A 24,528-nucleotide genomic window follows, 5' to 3' on the forward strand; every position below is an offset into this window, starting at 1 on the left:
CATGAAAAGGATTCATTTCTTTCTTTTCATGCTGATTTCCAGTTATTCTAATGCCCAAAAAGAAGATTTTAAACACATCAATTTTACAAAGGCAGACAGTATAGCTCATATTTATAAAAATGAGAATATAAATAGTTTACCCATACTTTCTCATCTTTTAACCTCTACATTAAATAAAGATGTAGAAAAATTTAGAGCCATTTATATTTGGGTTTCTAAAAATATAAAAGGTGATTATGCAGCAGTTTCTAAAAATACCAGAAAAAGAAAAAGGTTTAAAAATGATAGTTCAAAACTTACTCAATGGAACAATTCTTTTAACAAAGTGCTCTTTAAAAAACTATTAAAAAATAAAAAAACGGTTTGCACAGGTTATGCTTATTTAATTAGAGAATTATGTACGCTAGCTAATATAGAATCTAAAATTATTGATGGTTATGGAAGAAGCGCAACAACAAATATTGGTAAATTATCAATACCAAATCATTCTTGGAATGCTGTAAAACTAAACGACAAATGGTATTTAGTAGATGCTACTTGGTCTGCTGGTTATTCTGACTTAAGTACAAATACCTTTATTTTTGATTATAATGATGGTTATTTTTTAACAGAACCTCAATTATTTATTAAAACTCATTTTCCTTTAGATAAAAAATGGAGTCTTCTACAAAGCGAAGTAATATCAACTGAAAAATTTGTACAAGCACCGTTAATTTACGGTGCAACTTTTAAACATCAAATAACCCCCGTTTTTCCAAAAAAGATGAGAAACAAAGTTTCTAAACATAAAGAAATCACCTTTTATCTTCGGATTAAAGAAAATATCGATTTAACTAAAATTGAAATACAAATTGATAAAAGGATACCTAAAATAAAACCAACCTCTATATTTAGAAAAAAGAATCTCCTTTTTATCAAACATCAATTTAAGATAAAAGGATTTTATGATGTTCATTTTCTATATAAAAATAAAGTAATAACTAGTTATACCTTTAATGTAAACAGCTAAATACCTATTTCTTTAAGACGGAATTATATCAACTAAAAAATAAACAGTAAATTTATCTTTTTAAAGATAATTATATGAAGTGGAAAGGAAATAGAAAAAGTGCTAATGTAGAAGATCGAAGAGGCGCATCTTCCGGAGGAAGTTCTGGTGGAGGTTTAAATCCTATGTTAATAGGTCTTTTGCTAAAATTGGTCAGTTCTAAAAAGGGGCTAATTATTGTGGGTATTGTATTAGCTGTTATGTATTTTACAGGTAACAATCCTTTAAACTTTATAACAGGCAATACCAACAACCAAATACAGTCTTCTGCTACTTATAAAGGAACTGCAAAAGAAAATGAATTGGCAGACTTTAGTGCTACTATTTTAGCGAATACAGAAGATGTCTGGAATCAAATAATTCCGAATTACAGAGAACCTACTTTAGTTCTTTTTTCTGGTTCTGTAAGTTCTGCCTGTGGAAACGCATCGAGTGCAACAGGGCCTTTTTACTGTCCTGGTGATGAAAAACTATACATAGATTTAAGTTTTTTTGAAGAAATGGAGAAAAAACTAAATGCCCCAGGAGATTTTGCACAAGCTTACGTAATTGCACATGAAGTTGGGCATCATATTCAGAATATTACAGGAATGAACAGAAAAGTACAAGCCATGCGTGGCAAAGTAAGTACTACAGAATACAACAAGTACTCTGTAATGTTAGAATTACAAGCAGATTTTTATGCAGGTGTTTGGGCAAACCATTCTCAAAGAATTAGTAAAATGATGGAAAACGGCGATTTAGAAGAAGCTTTAAACGCTGCAAATGCCATTGGAGATGACCGTTTGCAAAAAAATGCTACAGGACGAGTTGTACCAGATTCTTTTACCCACGGAACCTCCGCACAAAGAATGCGTTGGTTTAAAAAAGGTTTTGATACTGGTGATGTAAATCAAGGAGATACTTTTAACGCAAGATCTTTGTAAAAACAGCCTAAATTTATATAAAACAAAAAAAGCTTCAGATTTCTCTGAAGCTTTTTATTCATTAAAACTAAATGATTATTTTTTAACCATTGTCATTGTAATCTTAGACTTTAATTCTTGTCCGCTTACAGACATATTCATGTCTATTAAAGAGTTTTCTGGAATACCAGATGCTTTATCAATGTTCATGTTTCCAGAAATTTTTCCTGTAGCCATTCCAGAAACATCCCCTGTAATATCTAATACAATTTTATCACTATCAATAGACTTAACTGTATATAAGAAATCCATTTTCATTCCCTTTTCTTCCTTAGTCATTGTCCAAGTACTACCTACGCTTATTGCTTCTTTTGGGTAAACAACATTACTAGATTGTTTGGCCATATCTTCTACACCAGGTACACTTGGTGCTACTTTTACCTCTAAAATTTGCCCCAAATTATTTCCTTTGGCAGAAATTACAGCACCTAACATTGGCCCCATTTGTGCTTTCATCATTTTACCTGTCTCATCTAATTCTTCATCACTTTTAGAAGAATCGAAGCTCATTACTTGGCCACCTTGTAACATGTCCATGGTCATTTTAGTAAATTTCATTTCACTATCGTAAGTATCATCTTTTACATCGATAACTTTAATGTCCATATTCATAACCATCCCCATAGACATCACCGCACCCATTTCTTGAGAGATATTCATTGCAACATCATAAGTAGCTCCTTTTTCATAATTTAATCTAAGCAATACAGCGTCTTGCGCAAAGCTTAAGTTTGCTGTAACTACTAGAAATAAGATTAACAATTTTTTTATTTTTTTTTGTTTTTTAAATTTGTTATTATTTATAGTTAACGAATATAATCTTTTGTAACAAAAAAACGCTCACAAAATGTGAACGTTTTTAGTATAATTATATTTTTAAAACTAGAAATCTTGATTAACATCCCAAGCTTCTAAAATATCTTTTAACGTTTTAATAAACATACCACCTAAAGCGCCATTTACAACTCTGTGATCGTAAGAATGAGACACAAACATTTTTTGTCTAATACCTATAAAATCTCCATCTGGTGTTTCTATAACTGCAGGTACTTTTCTGATAGCCCCTAAAGCTAAAATAGCTACTTGTGGTTGGTTTATAATTGGTGTTCCCATAATAGAACCAAAGCCACCTACATTTGTAACAGTATAGGTACCTCCCTGAATTTCATCGGGTTTTAGAGCATTATTTCTGGCTCTAGAAGCTAAATCATTTACAGATTTTGTAATACCTACCAAATTTAATTGATCTGCATTTTTAATTACAGGTACAATTAAGTTGCCATCTGGTAATGCAGCTGCCATTCCTAAATTAATATTTTTCTTTTTAATGATTGTATCTCCATCAACAGCAATATTAATTAATGGATATTTTCTAATGGTACTAGCAATGGCTTGCATAAATATTGGTGTAAATGTAAGCTTCTCTCCTTCTCTTTTAAAGAAAGCATCTTTTACTTTATTACGCCATTTTACAATATTTGTTACATCTATTTCTATAAACGATTGTACATGTGCAGAAGTCTGTACAGAATCTACCATGTGTTTAGCAATCAATTTACCCATTCTGCTCATTTCTATAATTTCGTCTCCTCCATTCACAGAAATTGGTGCAGCTTTAGCTACTGATTTTTCTACTTGCTTTACAGTTTCTTTTTTTACAGAAGCAACAATAGGTGTTTCTTTAATTGCTGTACCTCTACTTTCAATATAAGAAAGAATATCTTCTTTAGTTACTCTACCGTCTTTTCCAGAACCTGCAATTGCTTCTAACTCTTGCATAGAAACGTTTTCTGTCTGTGCAATATTTCTAACTAAAGGCGAATAAAACTTACCCGAGTCTGAAGTTTTAGTAATTGGTGCTGAAACACTTTCAACAACTTTTTCTATTGTTTTTTCAAGTTCTTCTACTTCTGATTTTTTTACATCATCATCAGCTACCACTTTATTATCATCAGATTCTTCACCATCAACCTCTATAATTGCAATTGTTTCACCTACAGCAACAACATCATCTTTCTCAAATAAAACTTCTATTAAAGTACCTTCTACTTCAGAAGGTATTTCAGAATCTACTTTATCTGTAGCTATTTCTACCACAACCTCATCTAATTCAATGGTATCTCCAACTTCTTTTAACCAAGAAGTTATCGTTGCTTCTGCAACACTTTCTCCCATTTTAGGTAATTTCAATTCAAATCTTGCCATTATTATCTGTTTTTACAGAATGCAAAAGTACGAAAATTCGTTGATTTTTTAACTTTTTTAACTCTTAAAATAATATTAAAGAATAAATTCAGTTTATATTATTCATAATATTATTATTTAAAAACACTATTTTGATAGATAAAACACAATAAAAAACCAATTTTAATATCATTTACACAAAACAAACTATATCAGAAGTAATTCTTTTTTTTAAACTAAAATATGTAACCTCTTTAAGGAGATACCTTTAAATTTTATTTATATTTGATTTTAGATTTAAAAAAAATTGAACAATCCACTAAGAAATTTAAATTTTATATTCTCATGGCGACCTTATCAAGCAAAAGTTCTAAAAAACTTTGATAAGTTTATAGACGATAATCATTTTCATATTATTGCTCCGCCAGGTTCTGGAAAAACTATTTTAGGTCTTGAATTAATTAGAAGAATTCAAAAAAAAACACTTATTTTAACACCTACTTTAACTGTAAGAAATCAATGGGAAAATAGGTTACAAACTTTTTTTACAAAAAACACTTCTTTTACTGATTTTTCTTTTGATATAAAAAAACCAAACACACTTACTTTCTCTACCTATCAATCTTTACATTCTTTATATAAATCTTTTAAGAACGAAGCTGATTATTTTCAATTTTTTGAAGATCATAATATTGAAGTTTTAGTTTTGGATGAGGCACATCACTTAAAAAAAGAATGGTGGAATTGTTTATACCAACTAAAAAAACAATATAATAAAACTGTAATTTCTTTAACAGCAACACCTCCTTACGACAGCACAAATGCTGAAATTAAAAAGTATTTTAGTTTATGCGGAGAGGTAGATGACGAAATTGTTGTACCAGATTTAATTAAAGAAAAAAACCTTTGTCCGCACCAAGACCTTGTTTATTTGTCTGAACCTTTAGATCATGAAATAAATTTTATTGTTGATTATCGTTTTAAAATAGCCAATTTTGTTGATGAATTATTAATAGATACCGATTTTATCAATTTTCTAAAACAACATCGTTATTATACAGAAACAGAAAAATATATAGATGAAATTTATCAAAACATAGAATTCTTTTCATCTCTATTAATATTTCTCAATCAAACTTCAACTTATATTACACAAGAAAAACTAAGCGTTTTAGGTTTTGAAAAGAATGAAACCATTGAGTTTCCTAAACTTAATAATAATTGGATAGAAATTTTATTACAAAATTTACTAGTTACAGACAGAAAAAACCTTATTAAAAAGGAAAACTACCTACTAGAATTAGAGAAAAAATTAAGAAAAATTTCTGCTTACAGACAGCTTAAAGTTAACCTTAAAGGTAATAAAACACTTTATAAGTCTTTAACCTCTAGCCCAAGCAAGCTAAATAGTATCTGCAAAATTGTACAACACGAACAAGAAGATTTAAAAGACAGTTTGCGTTGTGTAATTTTATCTGATTATATTAGAAAAGAATATTTAAACACAAACGATACCGAAATTGAAACGATAAATAAATTAGGTATTCTTCCTATATTTCACAAATTAAGAAAAAGTGTTCGCTGTAAAAACACCATTGCAGTTTTAACAGGCTCTTTAGTTATTATACATCAAAGTATTTTTTCTAAATTACAAGAAAAAGAACCTTTAAATACATATACCGTAACTCCATTATCTTCAGATAAAGAGTTTTTAACTATCAATACCAATGGTTCTAAAAATAAGATTGTAAATAGCATTACAGAGCTATTTGAATCTGGAGATATCAAAATTTTAATTGGTACAAAATCGTTATTAGGAGAAGGTTGGGATGCTCCCTCCATTAATTCATTAATTTTAGCTTCTGTTGTGGGATCTTTTGTTACTTCTAATCAAATGCGCGGTAGAGCAATTAGAACTCAACAAAATAACCCAAATAAAGTGGGGGTTATTTGGCATTTGGCTTGTGTAGATTTATCTGATAAACGTGGCGGAAAAGACTTAGAAATTTTATCGAGAAGGTTTACTGCTTTTCTTGGAATTACGTATTCCGAAAAAATAATTATTACCAACGGAGTAGACCGTTTACAAATTCCTACTCAATTAAATTCTGATAGCATTAAAACGTACAATCAACAGAATTTTGAAAGATCAAAAAACAGGAATCAAATAAAAGATAATTGGAAAAAAGCAATTTCTATTGGTAAAAACATGACGCAAGAAGTTCTTTTTTTAAATCAAGAAAAAGAACACCCCAATACTAAGAAAAAAGTTTTTTACAAAGACTTGGTAAAAAATTTATCAGTAGAAATAATTATTGGTATTTCTTATTTTTTACCTAATTTTCTTCTAAAGAACGTAAACATAATCTTAAATAAGGGTATGTTAGTTTTCTTCTATTCTTTATTAAGTGCGTTTGCACTTACATTTGGATACAAACTAGTTAAAATCGTTCAATTATATATTCGTTATGGTTTTATTTATAAGAAAATAAACAAAATGGGGTTAATTATTTTAGACTCTTTAATTACTCTAAAATTAATAACAACAGATAAAAATAAAATACATATTTCTACAGAAAAATTAAGCAACGGAAATATTTCTTGCAATATAGAGGGTGCTAATAAACTAGAAAGCCAATTGTTTACAACTGCTTTAGAAGAGTTATTAAAACCTATTGAAAATTCTAAATATGTAATTGTAAAAACAAATTGGTATCGAAAAAAATTAAACATTTCTAACTTTTTTGCAATGCCAGAAATTTTTTCTACCAATAAAAAAACAGCTTTATTATTTCAGAAAAACTGGTTGTATCATTTAGGAAAATCAAAATTAATTTACACTAGAAATAAAATAGGGAGACGCCTATTAATAAAAGCAAGACTTTCTCATATTTATAATAGAGATAAACAAATAACTAAAAAAAGTGTCATTTGGAAATAACAAAGTAGTTATACTATTTTGTAATTGTCTATGCTATCTTTTAGACCTCACTATAAACTATTATCTATACTGATAAAAAACATAAATATAAATAAAAAAAAGTAGCTTATAATAAGCTACTTTTTTAAATTATTATAAAATTAGTTTTGGGGGATAAATAAAATTCGGGGGATTGATTTTATTAAAAAACATACTCAAATATAATTATTTAAGAAACAATTCCACCAAAAAAAAAGGTCACAAAAAGTAACAGTCTTAAAAAAAACAAGTAACAATAAGTAACAATAAAAACATAAATACCTTTAAAACAGAAATCTAAAAAAATCTACTCTTAATTAGCAATAAAGTTACTAATTAATAATAAAAACAAATTATACTCCTAAATTCTGAATAAATACCTCTAAATTTTGATTTTTTGGTATATTCATTTTCTTTCTTATTCTGTAACGAGTAACTTTTATAGCATCTGAACTAGAATTTCTAATAGACGCAATTTCTTTAACAGATAAATTTAACCTTAGTAAAGCGCAAACCTCTCTTTCCGTTTTAGTCAATTCTGAATAAACCGTAAGTAACATATTATCAAAACCATCATTAACAGAATCTATTTTTTTCTTTAGTAATGTTAGTTTACTTTCCGTGGTAATTTGTTGCTGAATTTTAAAAGATAAATCTTTAATATAATTTTTTACTTCAACAGAATTATACGTTTTTCTTTGCTCTTTAAGTTGTGCTAAAAGTTGTTTTAAAAACTCTAATCGCATTGAGTTATCTGCTACTAAATTTTTTACTTCTATTTCTGATCTTTTAAATTTCTGTAATAAAACTTCTTTTTTTATTTTTTCTTTCTCCAGGTTACCTTCTATTATTTTATTTCTATTTATAGAATTTCTATAAAGTAAAACAATCATAGGAATACCCAATAATAATAAAGCTGAAATTATAATTAAATATATTTTTTTGTCAAAAGCTTGCTTTTGGTTTATTATCTGTAAATTTTTCTTTTCTAATTTAAGCTTGTTTTGCAGTTCAGCCTCTTCAATTGTATTTGATAATTGAGATTGAAAAATAGAATCTGAATAGATTTTATGTTTTTCTAAATATATATAAGAATTCTTATAATCTTTAAGTACATAATTCAATTTTGCTAGTGAACTATATGATTTTGATAATCGTAGTTTAAAATTATTTTCTTTTGCCACTATAATAGCAGAATCTAGATATTTTAAAGCTAAATTATAGGTTCCTAACTTGCTATGAGCAGCTGCTATGTTATGATAATTGACTGTTATAAGTAGTTTATTATTTTCTTTTTTAGCATACTCTAAAACCAAACTTCTAATATCTATTACTTTTTTATATTTACCTTGTTTGTAATATGTATTTGATACATTATTGTAAACATTATAAATTCGATCGTCTTTATTATTTTTTTTAAAAACCTCAAGTGCTTTATTATAGTAGTAAATAGATGAATCCAACTTTTTAAGCCTTGTATAGTAATTCCCTAAATGTAAATAACCTTTTCCCATTAATTCTTCTTCTCTCCCCTTACTGAGTTCTAACCCTCTATTATAAAACTCAAGCTCTTTCTCTTTTTGATCTTTATAGCGATATACATAACCTATATCAAAATGGATAGAAGCAAAACGTACAGAATCATTTGTCTTTTTAAAGATATCTTTTGCTTTATTAAAGTACCTAAGAGAGGTACTTAAATTCCCTTTATTTTTCTCAATAAACCCTAATTTAAGCAAAGCTTTGCCCTCCATAGTATTATTCTTACCCTTTGATAATTGCAAGGCTTCGTTAAAAAAATATTCTGATTTAATAACATTTTTTGAATAGAAGAATTCTCCGCATTCAAATAAAAACTGACACTTATTTTCAGCGGTTTTTATTGATTTCAAAATTTCTTTTTTTGAAAGAAAAATAGAATCCAAATTCTGAGCATTGGTTTTTAAAGTAAAAAAGAACAAAAGGGGGACTATAAACTTGTAATACATTTTTTAGATCATTAATATTTTTAGATTTATAAAAACAGTATAAATTATCTATATTTTATAAAAACGAAAACAAAATATAATAAATTATTTTAACAAATATTTGTTAGAACTAGTGTTTCTTTAAAATAAAAAAGGCAAAACAATTCGTTTTACCCTTATATTTTCTATTAAACCCAATCTTTAGGTTTTTCTAAGATAGCTATCAATCTGGCTTCTTCTGTATTTTCTTCTGGTTGATGATTGTATTTCCATTGCACAATTGGCGGCAAACTCATTAAGATACTTTCTATTCTTCCGTTGGTTTTTAAACCAAAAAGAGTGCCTCTATCATGTACTAAATTAAATTCTACATAACGACCTCTTCTTATTTCTTGCCAATCTTTTTGCGCTCTGGTAAATTCAATTTCTTTTCTTTTTTCTACAATTGGCACATAACTTTCTAAAAAACTATCCCCAACCTCTGTTACAAAGTTAAATCTATCTTCTATAGAAAATACTTCTGTTTCTTTTAAATAATCGAAAAACAAACCACCAATTCCACGTGCTTCATTTCTGTGTGCATTCCAAAAATACTCGTCACAAACTTTTTTAAACTTCGGATAAAATTCTGAATGATGCTTATCACAAGCTGTTTTACATGTTTGATGAAAATGAGTTACATCTTCATCAAATAAATAATAGGGCGTTAAATCTTGTCCGCCACCAAACCACTGTGTTACAATATTACCATCATTGTCATACATCTCAAAATAACGCCAATTTGCATGTACCGTTGGTATAAAAGGATTTATTGGATGCAATACTAAACTTAAGCCACATGCAAAGAAGTTCCCCTCTTTTACTTTAAATTGCTTTCTTAATGCTTCTGGTAATTCGCCAAAAACTTTAGAAATATTTACGCCACCTTTTTCAAAAATTGCACCATTTTCGATTACACGAGTTCTGCCTCCTCCGCCTTCTTTTCTTTCCCAAATATCTTCTTGAAATTTTGCAACTCCATCTACTTCTTCTAATTTAGAAGTAATTGTATTTTGAAGATTTTCTATGTATTTATAAAATTGCTCTTTCATTTTCTTTATTTAATAAGGCTACTGTTTTTACAGATGCTGCGGTTACCGATAATGGTAAAACAATAATAAACCCTAAAACAGGAATTAATAAACACAGCATAAAAACAATTCCGTTTCCTATAGAAACGCCTTTATTTTTACCTACAAAATTGATACTTTCTTTATAGTTTAAATGTCTTTCTAAGGTATAATCCATATTACCAAAACCAGCATAATAAGCTTGTACCAAAAATAAAACGACAGTAAAAACTAACCCAATAATAGGTATAAAACTTAGCAATAACAATGGTATTGTAAATAATATTTCTTTTGATAAGTTTCTTAAACTGATTCTAACACCTCTAATTAATTGCTCCCGGAAGGTAGTTTTTCTATGGTTATGCTTAAAACTTCCATTAAGATGAGTTTCTATTTTTTCTGAAACAGGGCTCATAAATGGTGCGGATAGCGCCATTACAATATGTTTATATAATAGAAAGCCAATAACTAAAACAAAAACGGCTCCTATAAAAGAAGCAATAGTAGTTACAGTTTCTTTACCCCAATCCCAAATCCATATTTTGGCTAAAAAATTACCTATATTATCTGATAATCCATAAGCAGTAAAACCAATAATTGTTGCGGTTACAAGGCTAATTACAACTGGAACAATAAAATATTTCCAAAGTTTTAATTTAGAAATTAAACCAAAAGAACCTACATAAGCTTGTATTCCTGAAAGTATATTTTTAATCATTAGCGTTGGTTTGCGTTAGCGATTGAAATGACATCCTTTTTGCTTTTTCTGCAAAAAGATATAATGGAAAGCGCGACTTTATGCTGATTTTTCTCAGCATAAAGTAACGCCCAAAATTGTTACTTAAATCATTGTTTTATTACAATACGAAGCACTTTCAAAGTCTCTAACATTCATAGAAATAACGGGTACTTTTGGAAACAAGGTCGTTAAAGTAGCTACAATTGCATAAGAAAGATCTGATTTTTGTTCTTCTGTTCTTCCTTCCATTATATTTCCAAAAACATGAATAAAATCTGCCGATTCACTTTGTACCAAAGAATGTTTAAACGGATTTAAGCGTACTTTAATATCATCTCTTTCAAATAAACCCGTAGAAAAAGCCGTTTCAAAAACGGCTTCTAAAATTTTTCTTGGTTCTCGTAATTCTAAAATGTTTTCTGAACAATCTAAAATAAAATGCGGCATTTTAGTTTGCTTTATACTCCTTAACTGCGTCTACAAACGCTTTTGCGTTTTCTAACGGAATGTTTGGTAAAATACCATGGCCTAGATTTACAACTAATCTATCTTTACCAAATTCATTAATCATTTGGTGTACCATTTTTTTGATAACTGCTGGTGGAGAGAACAATCTTGATGGATCGAAATTACCTTGTAAGGTAATTTTTCCGCCAGATAAATAACGAGCGTTTCTTGCAGAACACGTCCAATCTACACCTAATGCAGAAGCGCCAGATTTAGACATTTCGTCTAAAGCAAACCAACATCCTTTACCAAAGGCAATTACTGGGGTAATGTCTTTTAAGGCATCGATAATTTGTTGCATATATTGCCAAGAGAATTCTTGATAATCTACAGGAGATAACATTCCTCCCCAAGAATCAAAAACTTGAACAGCATCTACACCTGCTGCAACTTTTGCTTTTAAATAGGCAATAGTTGTGTCTGTTATTTTTTGTAATAATGAGTGTGCTATTACAGGGTTTGTAAAACATAATTCTTTTGCTTTGTCAAAGTTTTTAGAACCTTGCCCTTGTACACAATAACATAAAATTGTCCAAGGTGAACCTGCAAAACCAATTAACGGCACCTCATCATTCAATTTTTCTTTGGTTGCTTTAATTGCTTCCATTACGTAACCTAAAGTGTCTTGAATATCTGGAACAATTACGCTATCTAAATCTTTTTGAGAACGAATAGGATTTGGTAAATAAGGTCCAAAATTGGGTTTCATTTCCACTTCAATATTCATTGCTTGTGGTATTACCAAAATATCTGAAAACAGAATGGCAGCATCCATACCAAATCTACGAATTGGTTGTACTGTAATTTCTGATGCTAATTCTGGAGTTTGACAACGTGTAAAGAAATCGTACTTTTTTTTGATTTCTTGAAATTCTGGTAAATATCTTCCTGCTTGACGCATCATCCAAACTGGTGGACGGTCTACAGTTTCTCCTTTTAAGGCTCTTAAAAATAAATCGTTTTTTATCATGATTTTAAACGCAAAAGCGTAATGTTTTTTAAACGCAAAGACGCCAAGTTATTTCGCAAAGGTCGCAGAGTTTTCTAGTCTCTTTTAAAGAATTAACTATTTATTTCTTGGCGCACTTTGCGCTTCCCTTTGGGGCTTTGTGGTTATTTTTTTACAAATTATTTACTACTCTTTTAATACCGTATTTTATTAAAGCAACGTTAAAATTAATTAACAAACCTAATTTACATTCTGATAGCTTTAGATAAGTTAAAACTTGAGCTAAATGAACATCATTTATACTTTCTACTGATTTTAGCTCAACAATTACTTTATCTTCAACTATTAAATCTATTCTATAACCTACATTGAGTTTTACTTCTTCATAAACTAAAGGCAATGCTTTTTGTTTTTCTACATTTAGATTCCTCTTCCCTAACTCATAAAACAAACATTCCTCATAAGAACTTTCTAAAAGACCTGGACCTAAAGCTCTATGAACTTTTAAAGCGCAGTCTACAATAATTTTAGAAATTTCGTTTTCAGTCATTTTTTTTGTTTAAACGCAGAGGCGCTGAGTTTTTCGCAAAGGTCGCAAAGGTTTTATAAATATTTCTTTGCGACCTTTGCACTTTCCTTTGCCTCTTTGCGGTTACTTTTTCATTTTTGAAACAGCTAACATTCCCTTATCAATCGCTTCTGCTATTTTTTTAATATCCTTATCTGATAAAGCAGAGGATAAAAACCATGCTTCAAACTGACTTGGAGGTAAGAAAACTCCGTTTTTGATCATTTCCCAAAAGAAAACAGCAAACTTTTTTGTATCAGACAATTGTGCCTCTACAAAGTTGGTAACTTCGCTATTTACAAAGAAAGGATTTAACATAGAACCAAATCTATTTACCGTTAAAGCTACATTGTATTTCTTAGCAGTTTCTAATAAAATTACTTCTAAAATAGCCCCTATTTCTTCGAACTTTTTATACGGATTTTGTTTTTTCAACTCTGTTAAAGTAGCGATTCCTCCTGCCATTGCAATTGGATTTCCACTTAACGTTCCTGCTTGATACATTCCGCCTAAAGGTGCAACTTCTTGCATAATTTCTTCTCTTGCTCCGTATGCCCCCACTGGGAAACCTCCTCCAATAACCTTACCTAAACACGTAATATCTGCTTCTACGCCTAATAATTCTTGTGCTCCACCAAATTTAGAACGGAAACCGGTCATTACTTCATCAACAATTAACAACGCTCCTTTGGTTTCTAAATACGCCTTTAATTCTGCTAAGAAATTATTTTCAGGAACTACAACGCCCATATTACCTGCAATTGGTTCAATAATTACACCTGCAATATTATCGTCGTTTTCGAAATGTTTTTTTACACTTTCTAAATCATTATAATTAGAAATTAATGTGTTTTTTACAGCTCCTTCTGGCACTCCTTTAGAACCAGGTAAACTTAATGTTGCTAAACCAGAACCAGCTGCTACTAATAAAGCATCTTGATGACCATGATAACAACCTGCAAATTTTATAATTTTATCCTTTCCAGTAAAGGCTCTTGCTAAACGGATTCCGCTTAAAACAGCTTCTGTACCAGAATTTACAAAACGTACTTTATCCATTCCTGGAAAAGCATCGCAAACTATTTTTGCTAATTTAATTTCGTTTTCTGTAGATGCTCCAAAAGAATATCCATTTTTCAATGCTTTTTCAACAGCTTTTTGCACTTTTTTATGTCGATGACCTAAAATCATTGGTCCGTAAGAAAGCACTAAATCTACATATTTATTACCATCAACATCTGTAATTTTAGTTCCTTTTGCTTTTTTGATAAACAACGGATTACCACCCACTGATGAAAATGCTCTAACAGGAGAATTTACACCTCCAACAAGGTTTACCAATCCTTTTTTATATAATTTTTCTGATTTTTTGAATTCCATTCTATTTGCTTTTTGTCAGTTCGAGCGCAGTCGAGAACTAATTAAACCTCTCGACTGCGCTCGAGGAGACATTTTGATATTTTATTTCTTCAACAATACTCTCGCTGCTTCTTTTGCAAAATACGTAATAATAATGTCTGCGCCTGCTCTTTTCATAGATAGTAAGCTTTCCATCATTACTTTTTCGCCATCTATCCAACCTTTTTCTGCTGCGGCTTTTACCATAGCATATTCTCCACTTACATTGTAACATGCAATCGGACGATCGAAACTATTTTTTAAATCTCTAATAATATCTAAATAAGACAATGCTGGTTTTACCATTAAAATATCGGCTCCTTCTTGATCATCAAAAGTAGCTTCTCGCATTCCTTCATCTCTGTTTGATGGATCCATTTGATACGTTCTTCTGTCTCCAAATGTTGGTGCAGAATCTGCAGCATCTCTAAAAGGACCGTAAAATGCAGATGCATATTTTACAGAATATGCCATAATTGGCAAGTTCACAAAACCTGTATTGTCTAAAGATTGACGAATCATATCAATAGTACCATCCATCATTCCGGAAGGCGCCACCATATCTACTCCTGCTTTTGCATGAGAAATTACTTGTTTTGCAATATTTACTAAAGTAGCATCATTATCTACATCATTATCATGTATAATTCCGCAATGACCATGAGAAGTATATTCGCAAAAGCAAACATCTGTAATTACATATAAGCTCGGATAATTTTTCTTGATAAAACGAATTGCTTGTTGCATAATTCCGTTATCATTCCACGTCTCGGTTCCTTCATCATCTTTTTCTGATGGAATTCCGAACAATAAAACTGCGGGTATATTTAAAGAAACAACCTCATCTAATTCTTTAGAAATTCTATCTAAAGAGAAACGTTTGATCCCTGGCATAGAAACAATTTCTGTTTCTATATTTTCTCCTTCTTCAATAAAAAGCGGATAGATAAAATCATCTACAGATAATTTAGTTTCTCTAACCAATCTTCTAATTCCTTCTGATTTTCTTAATCTTCTTGTTCTGAACATAAATTTTTAGCTTATGTCAGGTCGAGCGCAGTCGAGACCTAATTAATAAAACCTCTCGACTGCGCTCGAGGAGACATTCTCTATTATTTAGAGAAATAATTATTTACTAATTCTAAAACACTATCTACACTTGGCATATTGGCAACCTCTACTTTCTCAAAATATTTTCTAGCCTCTACTGCTGTAGTTTCTCCAATACAAAAAGCAACTCTATCTGGATTATTCTCTTCTAAATAACTTTCTATACCAGAAGGACTGTAAAATAAAACTCCAGAAACATCATCAGCTATTTTTTCTGAGCTTAACATTGTTTTATAAGCCTCTACTTCGTTTACAGAAATATCATGAGCTTTTAAGTAGGTTGGTAAAACGTCTAATCTTACGTTACTACAAAAATAGGTTACATTTTTATTTTCTAATGCTGTTGCTAAGTATTCTGCTAATTTCTTAGCATTTTTGGCAACGTGTGCCACTTTACCAATTCTATTTTCAATCAGTTTTTTTGTTCTTCTACCAACACAATAAATATTCTTAAAGTTCATTTCATCTCTTGTAAATGAATTTAAAAGTGCTTCTACTCCATTTTGACTAGTAATAACAACATTTTCGATTTCTTTTTTCATCACTTTAGCAGGAATTCTGTTAAAACGAATTTTAATAAAATCGCTATCTGTGATACCAATAGTTGAAGATAAAGTTTCTTTTTGAAGCTCTGATAATTTTTTAGTAGAATAAATCTTTTGTAAAGGTTCTACAGCTTCTGCAGCATCTTCTGCCATCAACTCTTTCCCTCCTTTATTAATTATATAGTCTGCACAATCTTTAGCCAAATAACGATGGCTTCCCATTTTTGCATTCTTAGTAACCGTAATTTTTTTAGAACCGTCTTTTTTTAGTAGAACTCCCTTAAAAACAATTTCTTCGGTTCTTGCATCTACATATGCCAAAGCGCCAATTGGTGCCGTACAACCTCCTTCTAAAAGGTTTAAGAATTCTCTTTCTATGCCAACACAAACTTTGGTTTCGTAATGGTTTAATTGCTCGCAAGCATCTTTAACAAAATCATCTTTTTCTAAACAAGTAACCATAATAGCTCCTTGAGCAGGTGCAGGAATCATCCATGTTAACGGAATTGCTTCTGCATCTCTTAAGCCTAATCTTTCTAAACCTGCTGCAGCAAAAATTGCTCCGTTCCAAGTTTCACTATTGTCTAATTTCTCTAAACGGGTATTTACATTTCCTCGTAAATCTTCTACTCTATGCGTAGGATAACGATCTAACCACATTGCTTTTCTACGTAAACTACCAGTTGCAATAACTCCATTTGGCTGACCAAAAAATTCTTCGTTATCTTTTAACACCAATAAATCTATATAATCTGCACGTTTTAAAACAGCAGCCTGCATAATTCCTTCTGGTAAAACCGTAGGTACATCTTTAAGAGAATGTACAGCAATATCAATATCACCATTTAACATAGCAACATCTAAATTTCTTGTAAAAACACCGGTAACACCTAAATCATATAAAGGTTTATCTAAAACAATATCTCCTAGAGATTTTATAGGTACCAGCTCAGACTCATAGCCTAACTCCGTTAATTCATTGCGCACTTTATTAGCTTGCCAAAGCGCTAATTGGCTATCGCGAGTTCCTATTCTTATTATTTTCTGCATGGAGTTATTTGATTAAGATTTAAAAACCTTATTAATTACTTGTAGGCTTTGTGAAACAGATGTTTCTTCATCTTTTAAATGTTTCACAAACTGTGTGGTTATTTTCTGAATAAAACGTGAAGTTAAGATTTCTGCTTGATTTTCATCAAAACCAGCAATCTTTTTCTTCTGAAAATTAATTTCATCGTTTGTAATATTTTCTAATGATTTCTTTAAAGCTGCAATTGCAGGTGTAAATCGTCTATGATTTAACCATTCATTAAACTCTGCTTTATGGGTATCTATAATTGCTTCTGCAAACGGTACTTCTTTCTGGCGAACCGCCAAAGTTTCATCTGTAATCTTAGAAAGTTCATCAATATTTACTATTGATACTCCTTTAAAATCTGTAACATCTTTTGCCACGTTTTCTGGCATAGATAAATCTAAGATTAACAGCTCTTTGTTTTCAGCAATATGTTCTTTTGTTATGGTAGGTTTATCGGATCCAGTAGAAACAATTAAAACATCTGCTTGTGCTATTTCTTCTTTTAAATTAGCAATTACAGCTTTTCTAATTGTTGTGTGTTCTTTAACAAATTCTGATGTTTTTTCTTCTGTTCTGTTAATTAAACACACCGACTTATTTTGCGTGTACTCTGCTAAATTTTTACAGGTATGTTTCCCCATTTTACCCAAACCAAAAACTAAAATATTTTTAGTATTGTAGCCTGGTAAATTTTTAATAAGGTATTGAATGGCTGCATAAGAAACAGAAGTAGTACCAGAACTTAATCTAGTTTCATTTTTAACTCTTTTACTTGCTTGTAGTACAGAGTTAATTAATCTTTCTGAATACGCATTGGTCGTTTTTAAAGATTTTGCCATTTTAAACGACTGTCTTAATTGACCTACAATTTCGTAATCTCCTAAAATCTGACTTTCTAACCCAGTACCAATTCTAAATAATTGTTGTATTGCTTCTTGGTCTTTATAAACGTTAGAAACTTTAGAAAACTCTTCTATTGTTCCTTCTGAAAACTCACATAACAATTCTATTAGTTGACAAGGACGTTCTGCAAAACCACTAATTTCTGTTCGGTTACAAGTAGATATAATAAAAACACCTTCGTATCCTTTTTCTTTAGAAAGTTCTAACAACAGGGATTGGTTTTCTTTTGATAAAGAAAATTTTCCGCGCGTGTTAGCATCCGCTTTTTTGTAACTAACGCCAATATTATAAAAGTGCTCTTGCCTGTGCTCTTGCATATAATTCTAAAAGTTGGACAAAAGTATAAACTTCAATTAGAAAAAAATGTCGCTTAAAGGACTTTTTATAACGTTATATGTTTTTTACTTAATTTTTATTTATAAAACAACCGAAAAGCAGTACTTTTGCTACAGAATTAAGTTTTTAATTGTTTTTATATAGAACCATTCTAAATAAAAAAATTCAAATCAAAAAGATTATTTATGTTCAAAAATGTCGGAGAAAGTACATTTGAAGAAATTACTTTAGAAAAAGGTTTTTATGTGCTTCATTTTCAGAACGAAAGTAAAGAAATAGAGAATTTTGATAGAAAAATTAACAATGCTTTTATACAAATTCATTTTTGCTTAAGAGGAAAAGCTAAATTTTTATTTAATAACGGCACCTATTCTTTTGATGTTTTAGACAATAGAGCCATATTATTATACAATCCACAAGGTGTTTTACCCATCAATTTAGAAATTCAACCTAAAACAACATTGGTTTCACTATTAATTTCTATTGAAAAATTTCACTCACTATTCTCTAAAGAATCTGGTTATATCCCTTTTTTAAGTGATGAAAATAGCAATAAAAAATATTATGATGATACAGAAATAAAACCTTCGGTTGCCAGGGTTTTACAAGAAATCATCAACTCTAAAACCAATAATTCTATTAGAGATTTATTTGTTAGAGGAAAAGTATATGAGCTTTTAAGCCTTCATTTTCAGAAAGAAGAAAACTTAGAAGGTGAGTTTTGTCCTTTTTTGGTTGATGAACAAAACGTACTTAAAATTAGAAAAGCCAAAGAAATTATTATTACTAGAATGGCAGAACCACCTAGTTTACAAGAATTAGCTAATGAAATTGGCCTAAATATTAAAAAACTAAAAGAAGGTTTTAAACAAATTTACGGCGATACCGTGTACAGTTTTCTATTAGACTATAAAATGGAATATGCTAGAAAATTATTAGAAAGTAATCAATTTAACGTAAATGAAGTGGGCGTAAAAATTGGTTACAGTACAGCAAGTCATTTTATTGCAGCCTTTAAAAAGAAATTTGGCACCACACCTAAAAAACACGTATTAAGCAGTAAGCAGTAAGCAGTAAGCAGTAAGCAGTAAGCAGTAAGCAGTAAGCAGTAAGCAAAATTAAAAAAATTGAAACTTTAAACTTTGAACTTTTTAACTTTGAAACTTTTTAACTTTGAAACTTTAAACTTTAAACTTTAAACTTTGAACTTTGAAACTAAACTAACTTGGAACAATTAACACATTACGACATAGAAAACAATCAAAAACAGTTTCCAATAACAATTGTTTGCGATGCTATAAGAACACCAGAAAACATAGGTATGTGTTTTAGAATTTCTGAAAGTTTTGGAGTACAAAAAATCTATTTTCATGAAGCTTCCCCTTCTACAGCAAATAGAATTGTAAAAAAAACTGCCAGAAATACGGTAAATCAAATTCAACATGAGGTTTACAATAATTTCGAAGCCCTTATAAATCAATTAAAAGCAGAAGGTAACACAATTATTGGAATAGAAATTACTGATAAAAGTATCGATATTCAAGATTTTAATTTTAAAAATCACAAGAAAATAGTTTTACTTTTGGGAAGCGAAAGAAACGGAATTGAAAATGTAGATTTATTAGACCATACCATTGCCATACCAATGTTTGGTAGAAACTCTAGTATGAATGTAATACACAGTTTAGCAATAACGTTGTATGAAGTAACTAATCAATTAACAGTTAGCAGTAAGCAGTAAGCAGTAAGCAGTAAGCAGTAAGCAGTAAGCAGTAAGCAGTAAGCAGTAAGCAGTAAGCAGTAAGCAGTAAGCAGTAAGCAAAAATAAAAAATTAAAACTTTGAACTTTAAACTTTAAACTTTGAACTTCAACTTTAAAAACTTTGAAACTTTTTTAAATGAAAGGAATATTACTTAACAATTTAGGATCACCAGATTCTACAGACACCAAAGATGTAAAAAAATATTTAGGTGAATTTTTAATGGATGAACGCGTTATAGACATTCCGTATTGGAAACGTTGGTTACTAATTAACGGAATTATCTTAAAAACAAGACCTAAAAAATCTGGTGCCGCATACAAAAAAATCTGGTGGAAAGAAGGCTCTCCGTTAGTGGTAATCTCTCAAAGATTTACAGACAAAGTGGTTAAAAAAGTAGATTTACCTGTTGCTTTGGCAATGCGTTACGGCTCTATGACCATGGAAAAAGGCATCAAAGAATTGGTAGATAAAGGAGTTACAGAAATCTTTTTAGCACCATTATATCCGCATTACGCAATGTCTTCTTATGAAACCGTAGTTGTAAAAGCAGAAGAAATTATCGCTGAGAAATATCCACAGATAAAATTAGACGTTTTACCGGCTTTTTATAACGAACCAGATTATATAAAAGCAATGAGTAACAACATTGCCAATCATTTAAAAGATTTCGATTACGATCATATTTTATTTTCTTATCACGGAATTCCAGAACGTCATATCTTAAAATCAGACGTTACTAAAAACCACTGTAAAATAGACGGTTCTTGTTGCGAACGAAATTCGGTTGCACACCACACCTGTTACAGACATCAATGTTTTGAAACCACAAAAGAAATTGCAAAAACATTAAACTTAAAAGAAGGTACATACAGTAATTCTTTTCAGTCTCGCTTATTAAAAGACCCTTGGTTAAAGCCTTATACAGATTTTGAGCTAGAGAAATTTCCATCAGAAGGAAAAAAGAAACTAGCCGTAATTACACCTGCTTTTGTGGCAGATTGTTTAGAAACTTTAGAAGAAATTGCTATGGAAGGAAAAGACGAATTTTTAAAATTTGGTGGTACAGATTACAAACACATCCCATGTATGAATGATAATGATGATTGGGTAGATGTTATGGTTAAATGGATTAACGATTGGAAAAATAAATAAAATTATAAGTAGCTATTTCCTGCTTTCCGCTATATCTTTTTTCTTCTGTTCTCGATACAAATTTGCAAAAAAGCAAATTCACTCGAACTGACAGAAAAAAGGATGCCGCTTCAATCAGGGCTAAACTTGTTTGCAAACCAATAGCAAAACTTATAACATATTCAAGTATTCAATATGTCATTTCGAAATAAGCTTTTTTTAAGCGATTTAGAAATCTCATTATAAATAAAACTTAAATTATTCCTCGTTCTTCTAACAGAATGAGGTTAATTAGAATAAATAAAATTAAAAATTATGAGTCTTTATTACATCAAAGCCTTACATATTATTTTTGTAGTTACTTGGTTTGCTGGGTTATTCTATATTATTCGATTATTTATGTACCATGTTGAAGCAGAAAAAAAAGACGAACCTGCAAAAGAAATTTTACAAACTCAATACAAATTAATGAGCAAAAGGTTGTGGTATATTATAACTTGGCCTTCAGCTATTTTAACTTTTATTTTAGGCTTTTGGACCTTATATCATTTTCCAGAATACTTATCTGAACCTTGGATGTTAGTAAAACTATCTTTTGTATTAGCCTTATATGTTTACCACGGATTTTGTCATAAAATATATAAACAATTACAACAAGATGTTATAAAATATACCGCATTCAAACTAAGAATTATAAACGAAGTACCTACAATAATTCTATTTGCTGTTGTATTTTTAGTAACATTAAAAAATGCTGTAAATTGGATTTGGGGTGTTGTTGGTATTATTCTTTTTGGGGTTTTACTAATGTTAGGCATTAGACTCTACAAAAAAATAAGAGCCAAAAGATCTTGGGAAAAAGCAGAAAGAGAAGTTTTAGAAAGTGATAAAAGTAGAGAATAGTAACATTTTTCAATCCTAGTTACTCAACTGCCAACTGAATACTGTTAACTAATACTAGTTACCCTCTTATACTTTGCTCAAACGGAATTCTATTCACAATAGACCTTCCTAAAGTAACCTCGTCGGCATATTCTAATTCATCACCCACAGAAATTCCACGTGCAATTGTAGATGTTGTAATTTCAAATTTTTCTATTTGCTTAAAAATATAAAAGTTGGTAGTATCTCCTTCCATGGTAGAACTTAAGGCAAAAATTAATTCTTTAACTTCTCCACTTTCTACCTTACGTACCAAAGATTCTATCTGTAAATTTTGAGGACCAATGCCTTCAATAGGCGATATTTTCCCCCCCAAGACATGGTACAAACCATTAAATTGAGACGTACTTTCAATTGCCATTACATCACGAATATCTTCTACAACACACACAATTTCTGGATTTCTTTTTACATTATTGCAAATATCACACAATTCCGTATCAGAAATATTATGGCATTTTTCGCAAGTTTTTACATCATTTCTTAAATGCAATAAAGCCTCCGTTAAAAACTTTGTATTATCCGAAGGTTGCTTTAACAAATGTAAAACCAAACGCAACGCAGTTCGTTTTCCAATTCCTGGTAAACGAGACACTTCGTTTACTGCATTTTCTAAAAGTTTTGATGAAAAATCCATAGCCAGCAAAATTACGAATTAGTAATTATAAATGACGAATTACAAAAAAGAAAAATCATACTTTTTAATCACCACAAATTCACGAATAAAAACTAGAACACCTATTAACATAAAAAGAGTACACACATTGAAAAAAAAGTAAAAGATTTGAATATTAAAAATACAATTCGTGCATACGTGGCTAAAAAATTGTGAATTATACTTCTTGAAATGTCTATATTCGTAATTTATAATTGAACATTCGTAATCCTACATGCAACCACTTTATATCTTATTATTAATAGTCGCTTATTTTTCTGTATTAATATTCATTTCTTACATCACCGGAAAATCTGCAGACAACAAAACTTTTTTTAAAGCAAACAATTCTTCACCTTGGTATTTAGTTGCCTTTGGTATGATTGGCGCTTCCCTTTCTGGGGTTACTTTTATCTCCGTTCCTGGTTGGATAGAAGCACAAAGCATGAGTTATTTTCAAATGGTTTTAGGCTATGTTCTTGGATATGCTGTAATTGGTTTGGTTTTACTACCACTCTACTATAAACTAAATCTAACATCCATTTACAGTTATTTAGATGATCGTTTTGGCAATTACTCATACAAAACAGGTGCAAGTTTTTTTCTACTTTCTAGAGTAGTTGGTGCTGCCTTTAGGCTTTTTTTAGTTGCAAATGTCTTACAAGTTATTTTATTTGATGCCTACGGTATTCCGTTTTGGGTAACCGTTTCTATTACTATTTTATTAATTTGGTTGTACACTTTTAAAGGCGGTATAAAAACAATTGTTTGGACAGATACTTTACAAACCTTATTTATGTTAGTTGCAGTTGGAGTTTGTATTTACACTATTTCTGGTGAAATGGAAATAGACAATCTATTTACCTACGTTGCAGATAGTGAATTGTCTAAAACATTCTTTTTTGAGGATGTAAATGCAGGAAATTATTTCTGGAAACAGTTTTTATCAGGGGCATTTATTGCGGTTGTAATGACTGGTTTAGACCAAGATATGATGCAAAAAAACTTAACGTGTAGAAACTTAAAAGACGCGCAAAAAAACATGTTTTGGTTTACAATTGTGTTAGTAATTGTAAATTTTTTCTTTTTAGCTTTAGGTGTTTTACTAACAGATTATGCACAACAAAACGGAATTGATGCACACAAAGATCAGCTTTTTCCTATCATAGCTACTCAAGGAAATCTTGGTTTAGCCACTGCCCTATTCTTTTTATTAGGTTTAATTGCTGCAGCTTATTCTAGTGCAGATTCTGCCTTAACTTCTTTAACTACTTCTTTTAGTATCGATATATTAGAAATCGATAAAAAGAAAGAGAAAAATGAGCAAGAAAAAATTAGAAAGAAAATTCATATTATGTTCTCTTTTATATTAATTGCAACCATTCTAATTTTTAAATATTTTATTGCGGATGCAAGTGTAATTGCAAAAATATTTACGTTTGCAGGCTATACCTACGGCCCTTTATTAGGCTTATATGCTTTTGGAATGTTTACCAAAATGAATGTAAAAGATAAAATAGTACCTGCAATTTGTTTTATTGCACCTGTACTTACTTTTGTTATCAGCTATTATTCTAAAGAAAAATTAGGCTTCGATTTTGGCTTTTTTGTATTGGTTTTAAATGGAGCATTGACTTTTATAGGATTGTATTTAATCAAGAAATAATTTAAA

At 30.0% G+C, this 24,528-nt stretch carries 21 protein-coding genes; 8 read left to right on the top strand and 13 right to left on the bottom strand.

Annotation, left to right across the window (positions count from 1 at the left end):
• Position 1: 1 nt before the first annotated feature.
• A complete protein-coding gene (locus WG951_RS05010) occupies positions 2 to 1,009 on the top strand; it encodes a transglutaminase domain-containing protein (protein WP_105049093.1) in 1,008 nt (335 codons plus the stop codon).
• A gap of 74 nt (positions 1,010 to 1,083) precedes the next feature.
• The gene (gene ypfJ, locus WG951_RS05015; RefSeq protein WP_105049094.1) at positions 1,084 to 1,974 is read left to right on the top strand and encodes a KPN_02809 family neutral zinc metallopeptidase; all 891 of its coding nucleotides are present in this window, start codon (positions 1,084 to 1,086) and stop codon (positions 1,972 to 1,974) included.
• A 75-nt stretch (positions 1,975 to 2,049) separates the two neighbouring features.
• On the opposite strand, the gene WG951_RS05020 is transcribed toward ypfJ, so the two are convergent.
• Positions 2,050 to 2,775: a DUF6263 family protein gene (locus WG951_RS05020; protein ID WP_105049095.1), complete on the bottom strand. Its 726-nt coding sequence runs from the start codon at positions 2,773 to 2,775 to the stop codon at positions 2,050 to 2,052.
• A 120-nt stretch (positions 2,776 to 2,895) separates the two neighbouring features.
• Positions 2,896 to 4,218: a dihydrolipoamide acetyltransferase family protein gene (locus WG951_RS05025; protein WP_105049096.1), complete on the bottom strand. Its 1,323-nt coding sequence runs from the start codon at positions 4,216 to 4,218 to the stop codon at positions 2,896 to 2,898.
• Between the two features lie 286 nt (positions 4,219 to 4,504).
• Between WG951_RS05025 and WG951_RS05030 the strand changes: the two genes are divergently transcribed.
• Positions 4,505 to 7,138 (top strand): DEAD/DEAH box helicase family protein, encoded by a 2,634-nt coding sequence (locus WG951_RS05030; RefSeq protein ID WP_105049097.1) that lies wholly within the window; start codon positions 4,505 to 4,507, stop codon positions 7,136 to 7,138.
• Positions 7,139 to 7,509: 371 nt separating this feature from the next.
• Here WG951_RS05030 and WG951_RS05035 read toward each other — a convergent pair whose 3' ends face one another.
• The 10 genes from WG951_RS05035 to hemA all read right to left on the bottom strand — a co-directional run bounded on the left by WG951_RS05035 (position 7,510) and on the right by hemA (position 18,346).
• Positions 7,510 to 9,081, bottom strand: a complete 1,572-nt coding sequence (locus WG951_RS05035) for a tetratricopeptide repeat protein (RefSeq protein ID WP_105049098.1) — start codon at positions 9,079 to 9,081, stop codon at positions 7,510 to 7,512.
• A gap of 230 nt (positions 9,082 to 9,311) precedes the next feature.
• The gene (hemF, locus tag WG951_RS05040; RefSeq protein ID WP_105049099.1) at positions 9,312 to 10,214 is read right to left on the bottom strand and encodes an oxygen-dependent coproporphyrinogen oxidase; all 903 of its coding nucleotides are present in this window, start codon (positions 10,212 to 10,214) and stop codon (positions 9,312 to 9,314) included.
• Positions 10,195 to 10,950, bottom strand: coding sequence for an EI24 domain-containing protein (locus WG951_RS05045; protein ID WP_105049100.1), 756 nt, complete (start codon positions 10,948 to 10,950; stop codon positions 10,195 to 10,197). The genes hemF and WG951_RS05045 overlap by 20 nt, the downstream gene beginning before the upstream one ends.
• A gap of 123 nt (positions 10,951 to 11,073) precedes the next feature.
• Positions 11,074 to 11,418 (bottom strand): 5-carboxymethyl-2-hydroxymuconate Delta-isomerase, encoded by a 345-nt coding sequence (locus WG951_RS05050; protein ID WP_105049101.1) that lies wholly within the window; start codon positions 11,416 to 11,418, stop codon positions 11,074 to 11,076.
• Position 11,419: 1 nt separating this feature from the next.
• A complete protein-coding gene (gene hemE / locus WG951_RS05055) occupies positions 11,420 to 12,448 on the bottom strand; it encodes a uroporphyrinogen decarboxylase (RefSeq protein WP_105049102.1) in 1,029 nt (342 codons plus the stop codon).
• Positions 12,449 to 12,599: 151 nt separating this feature from the next.
• The gene (locus WG951_RS05060; protein ID WP_105049103.1) at positions 12,600 to 12,977 is read right to left on the bottom strand and encodes a GxxExxY protein; all 378 of its coding nucleotides are present in this window, start codon (positions 12,975 to 12,977) and stop codon (positions 12,600 to 12,602) included.
• Positions 12,978 to 13,079: 102 nt separating this feature from the next.
• The gene (hemL, locus tag WG951_RS05065; RefSeq protein WP_105049104.1) at positions 13,080 to 14,375 is read right to left on the bottom strand and encodes a glutamate-1-semialdehyde 2,1-aminomutase; all 1,296 of its coding nucleotides are present in this window, start codon (positions 14,373 to 14,375) and stop codon (positions 13,080 to 13,082) included.
• Positions 14,376 to 14,456: 81 nt separating this feature from the next.
• Positions 14,457 to 15,422, bottom strand: coding sequence for a porphobilinogen synthase (gene hemB, locus WG951_RS05070; protein WP_105049105.1), 966 nt, complete (start codon positions 15,420 to 15,422; stop codon positions 14,457 to 14,459).
• 83 nt (positions 15,423 to 15,505) lie between these two features.
• Positions 15,506 to 17,098, bottom strand: coding sequence for a hydroxymethylbilane synthase (hemC, locus tag WG951_RS05075; RefSeq protein ID WP_105049106.1), 1,593 nt, complete (start codon positions 17,096 to 17,098; stop codon positions 15,506 to 15,508).
• Positions 17,099 to 17,110: 12 nt separating this feature from the next.
• Entirely contained in the window at positions 17,111 to 18,346 is a 1,236-nt protein-coding gene (gene hemA, locus WG951_RS05080; RefSeq protein WP_105049107.1) for a glutamyl-tRNA reductase, read from the bottom strand.
• Positions 18,347 to 18,550: 204 nt separating this feature from the next.
• Here hemA and WG951_RS05085 point away from each other — a divergent pair, with 204 nt between their 5' ends.
• From WG951_RS05085 to WG951_RS05100, 4 genes are all read left to right on the top strand, one after another.
• Entirely contained in the window at positions 18,551 to 19,435 is an 885-nt protein-coding gene (locus WG951_RS05085; RefSeq protein ID WP_105049108.1) for an AraC family transcriptional regulator, read from the top strand.
• Positions 19,436 to 19,590: 155 nt separating this feature from the next.
• Entirely contained in the window at positions 19,591 to 20,106 is a 516-nt protein-coding gene (locus WG951_RS05090; RefSeq protein ID WP_105049109.1) for a TrmH family RNA methyltransferase, read from the top strand.
• A 157-nt stretch (positions 20,107 to 20,263) separates the two neighbouring features.
• Positions 20,264 to 21,280: a ferrochelatase gene (hemH, locus tag WG951_RS05095; protein WP_105049110.1), complete on the top strand. Its 1,017-nt coding sequence runs from the start codon at positions 20,264 to 20,266 to the stop codon at positions 21,278 to 21,280.
• A 294-nt stretch (positions 21,281 to 21,574) separates the two neighbouring features.
• Positions 21,575 to 22,162: a CopD family protein gene (locus tag WG951_RS05100; RefSeq protein ID WP_105049111.1), complete on the top strand. Its 588-nt coding sequence runs from the start codon at positions 21,575 to 21,577 to the stop codon at positions 22,160 to 22,162.
• Positions 22,163 to 22,220: 58 nt separating this feature from the next.
• Here the strand turns inward: WG951_RS05100 and recR are convergent, their stop codons facing one another.
• On the bottom strand, positions 22,221 to 22,838 hold the full coding sequence (gene recR, locus WG951_RS05105; protein WP_105049112.1) for a recombination mediator RecR: 618 nt from the start codon (positions 22,836 to 22,838) through the stop codon (positions 22,221 to 22,223).
• A 253-nt stretch (positions 22,839 to 23,091) separates the two neighbouring features.
• Here recR and WG951_RS05110 point away from each other — a divergent pair, with 253 nt between their 5' ends.
• A complete protein-coding gene (locus WG951_RS05110; protein ID WP_105049113.1) occupies positions 23,092 to 24,522 on the top strand; it encodes a sodium:solute symporter in 1,431 nt (476 codons plus the stop codon).
• Positions 24,523 to 24,528: the final 6 nt, after the last annotated feature.

Origin of the sequence: Polaribacter butkevichii, from assembly GCF_038024105.1 — a bacterium.
GTDB classification, from domain to species: Bacteria; Bacteroidota; Bacteroidia; order Flavobacteriales; family Flavobacteriaceae; genus Polaribacter; species Polaribacter butkevichii.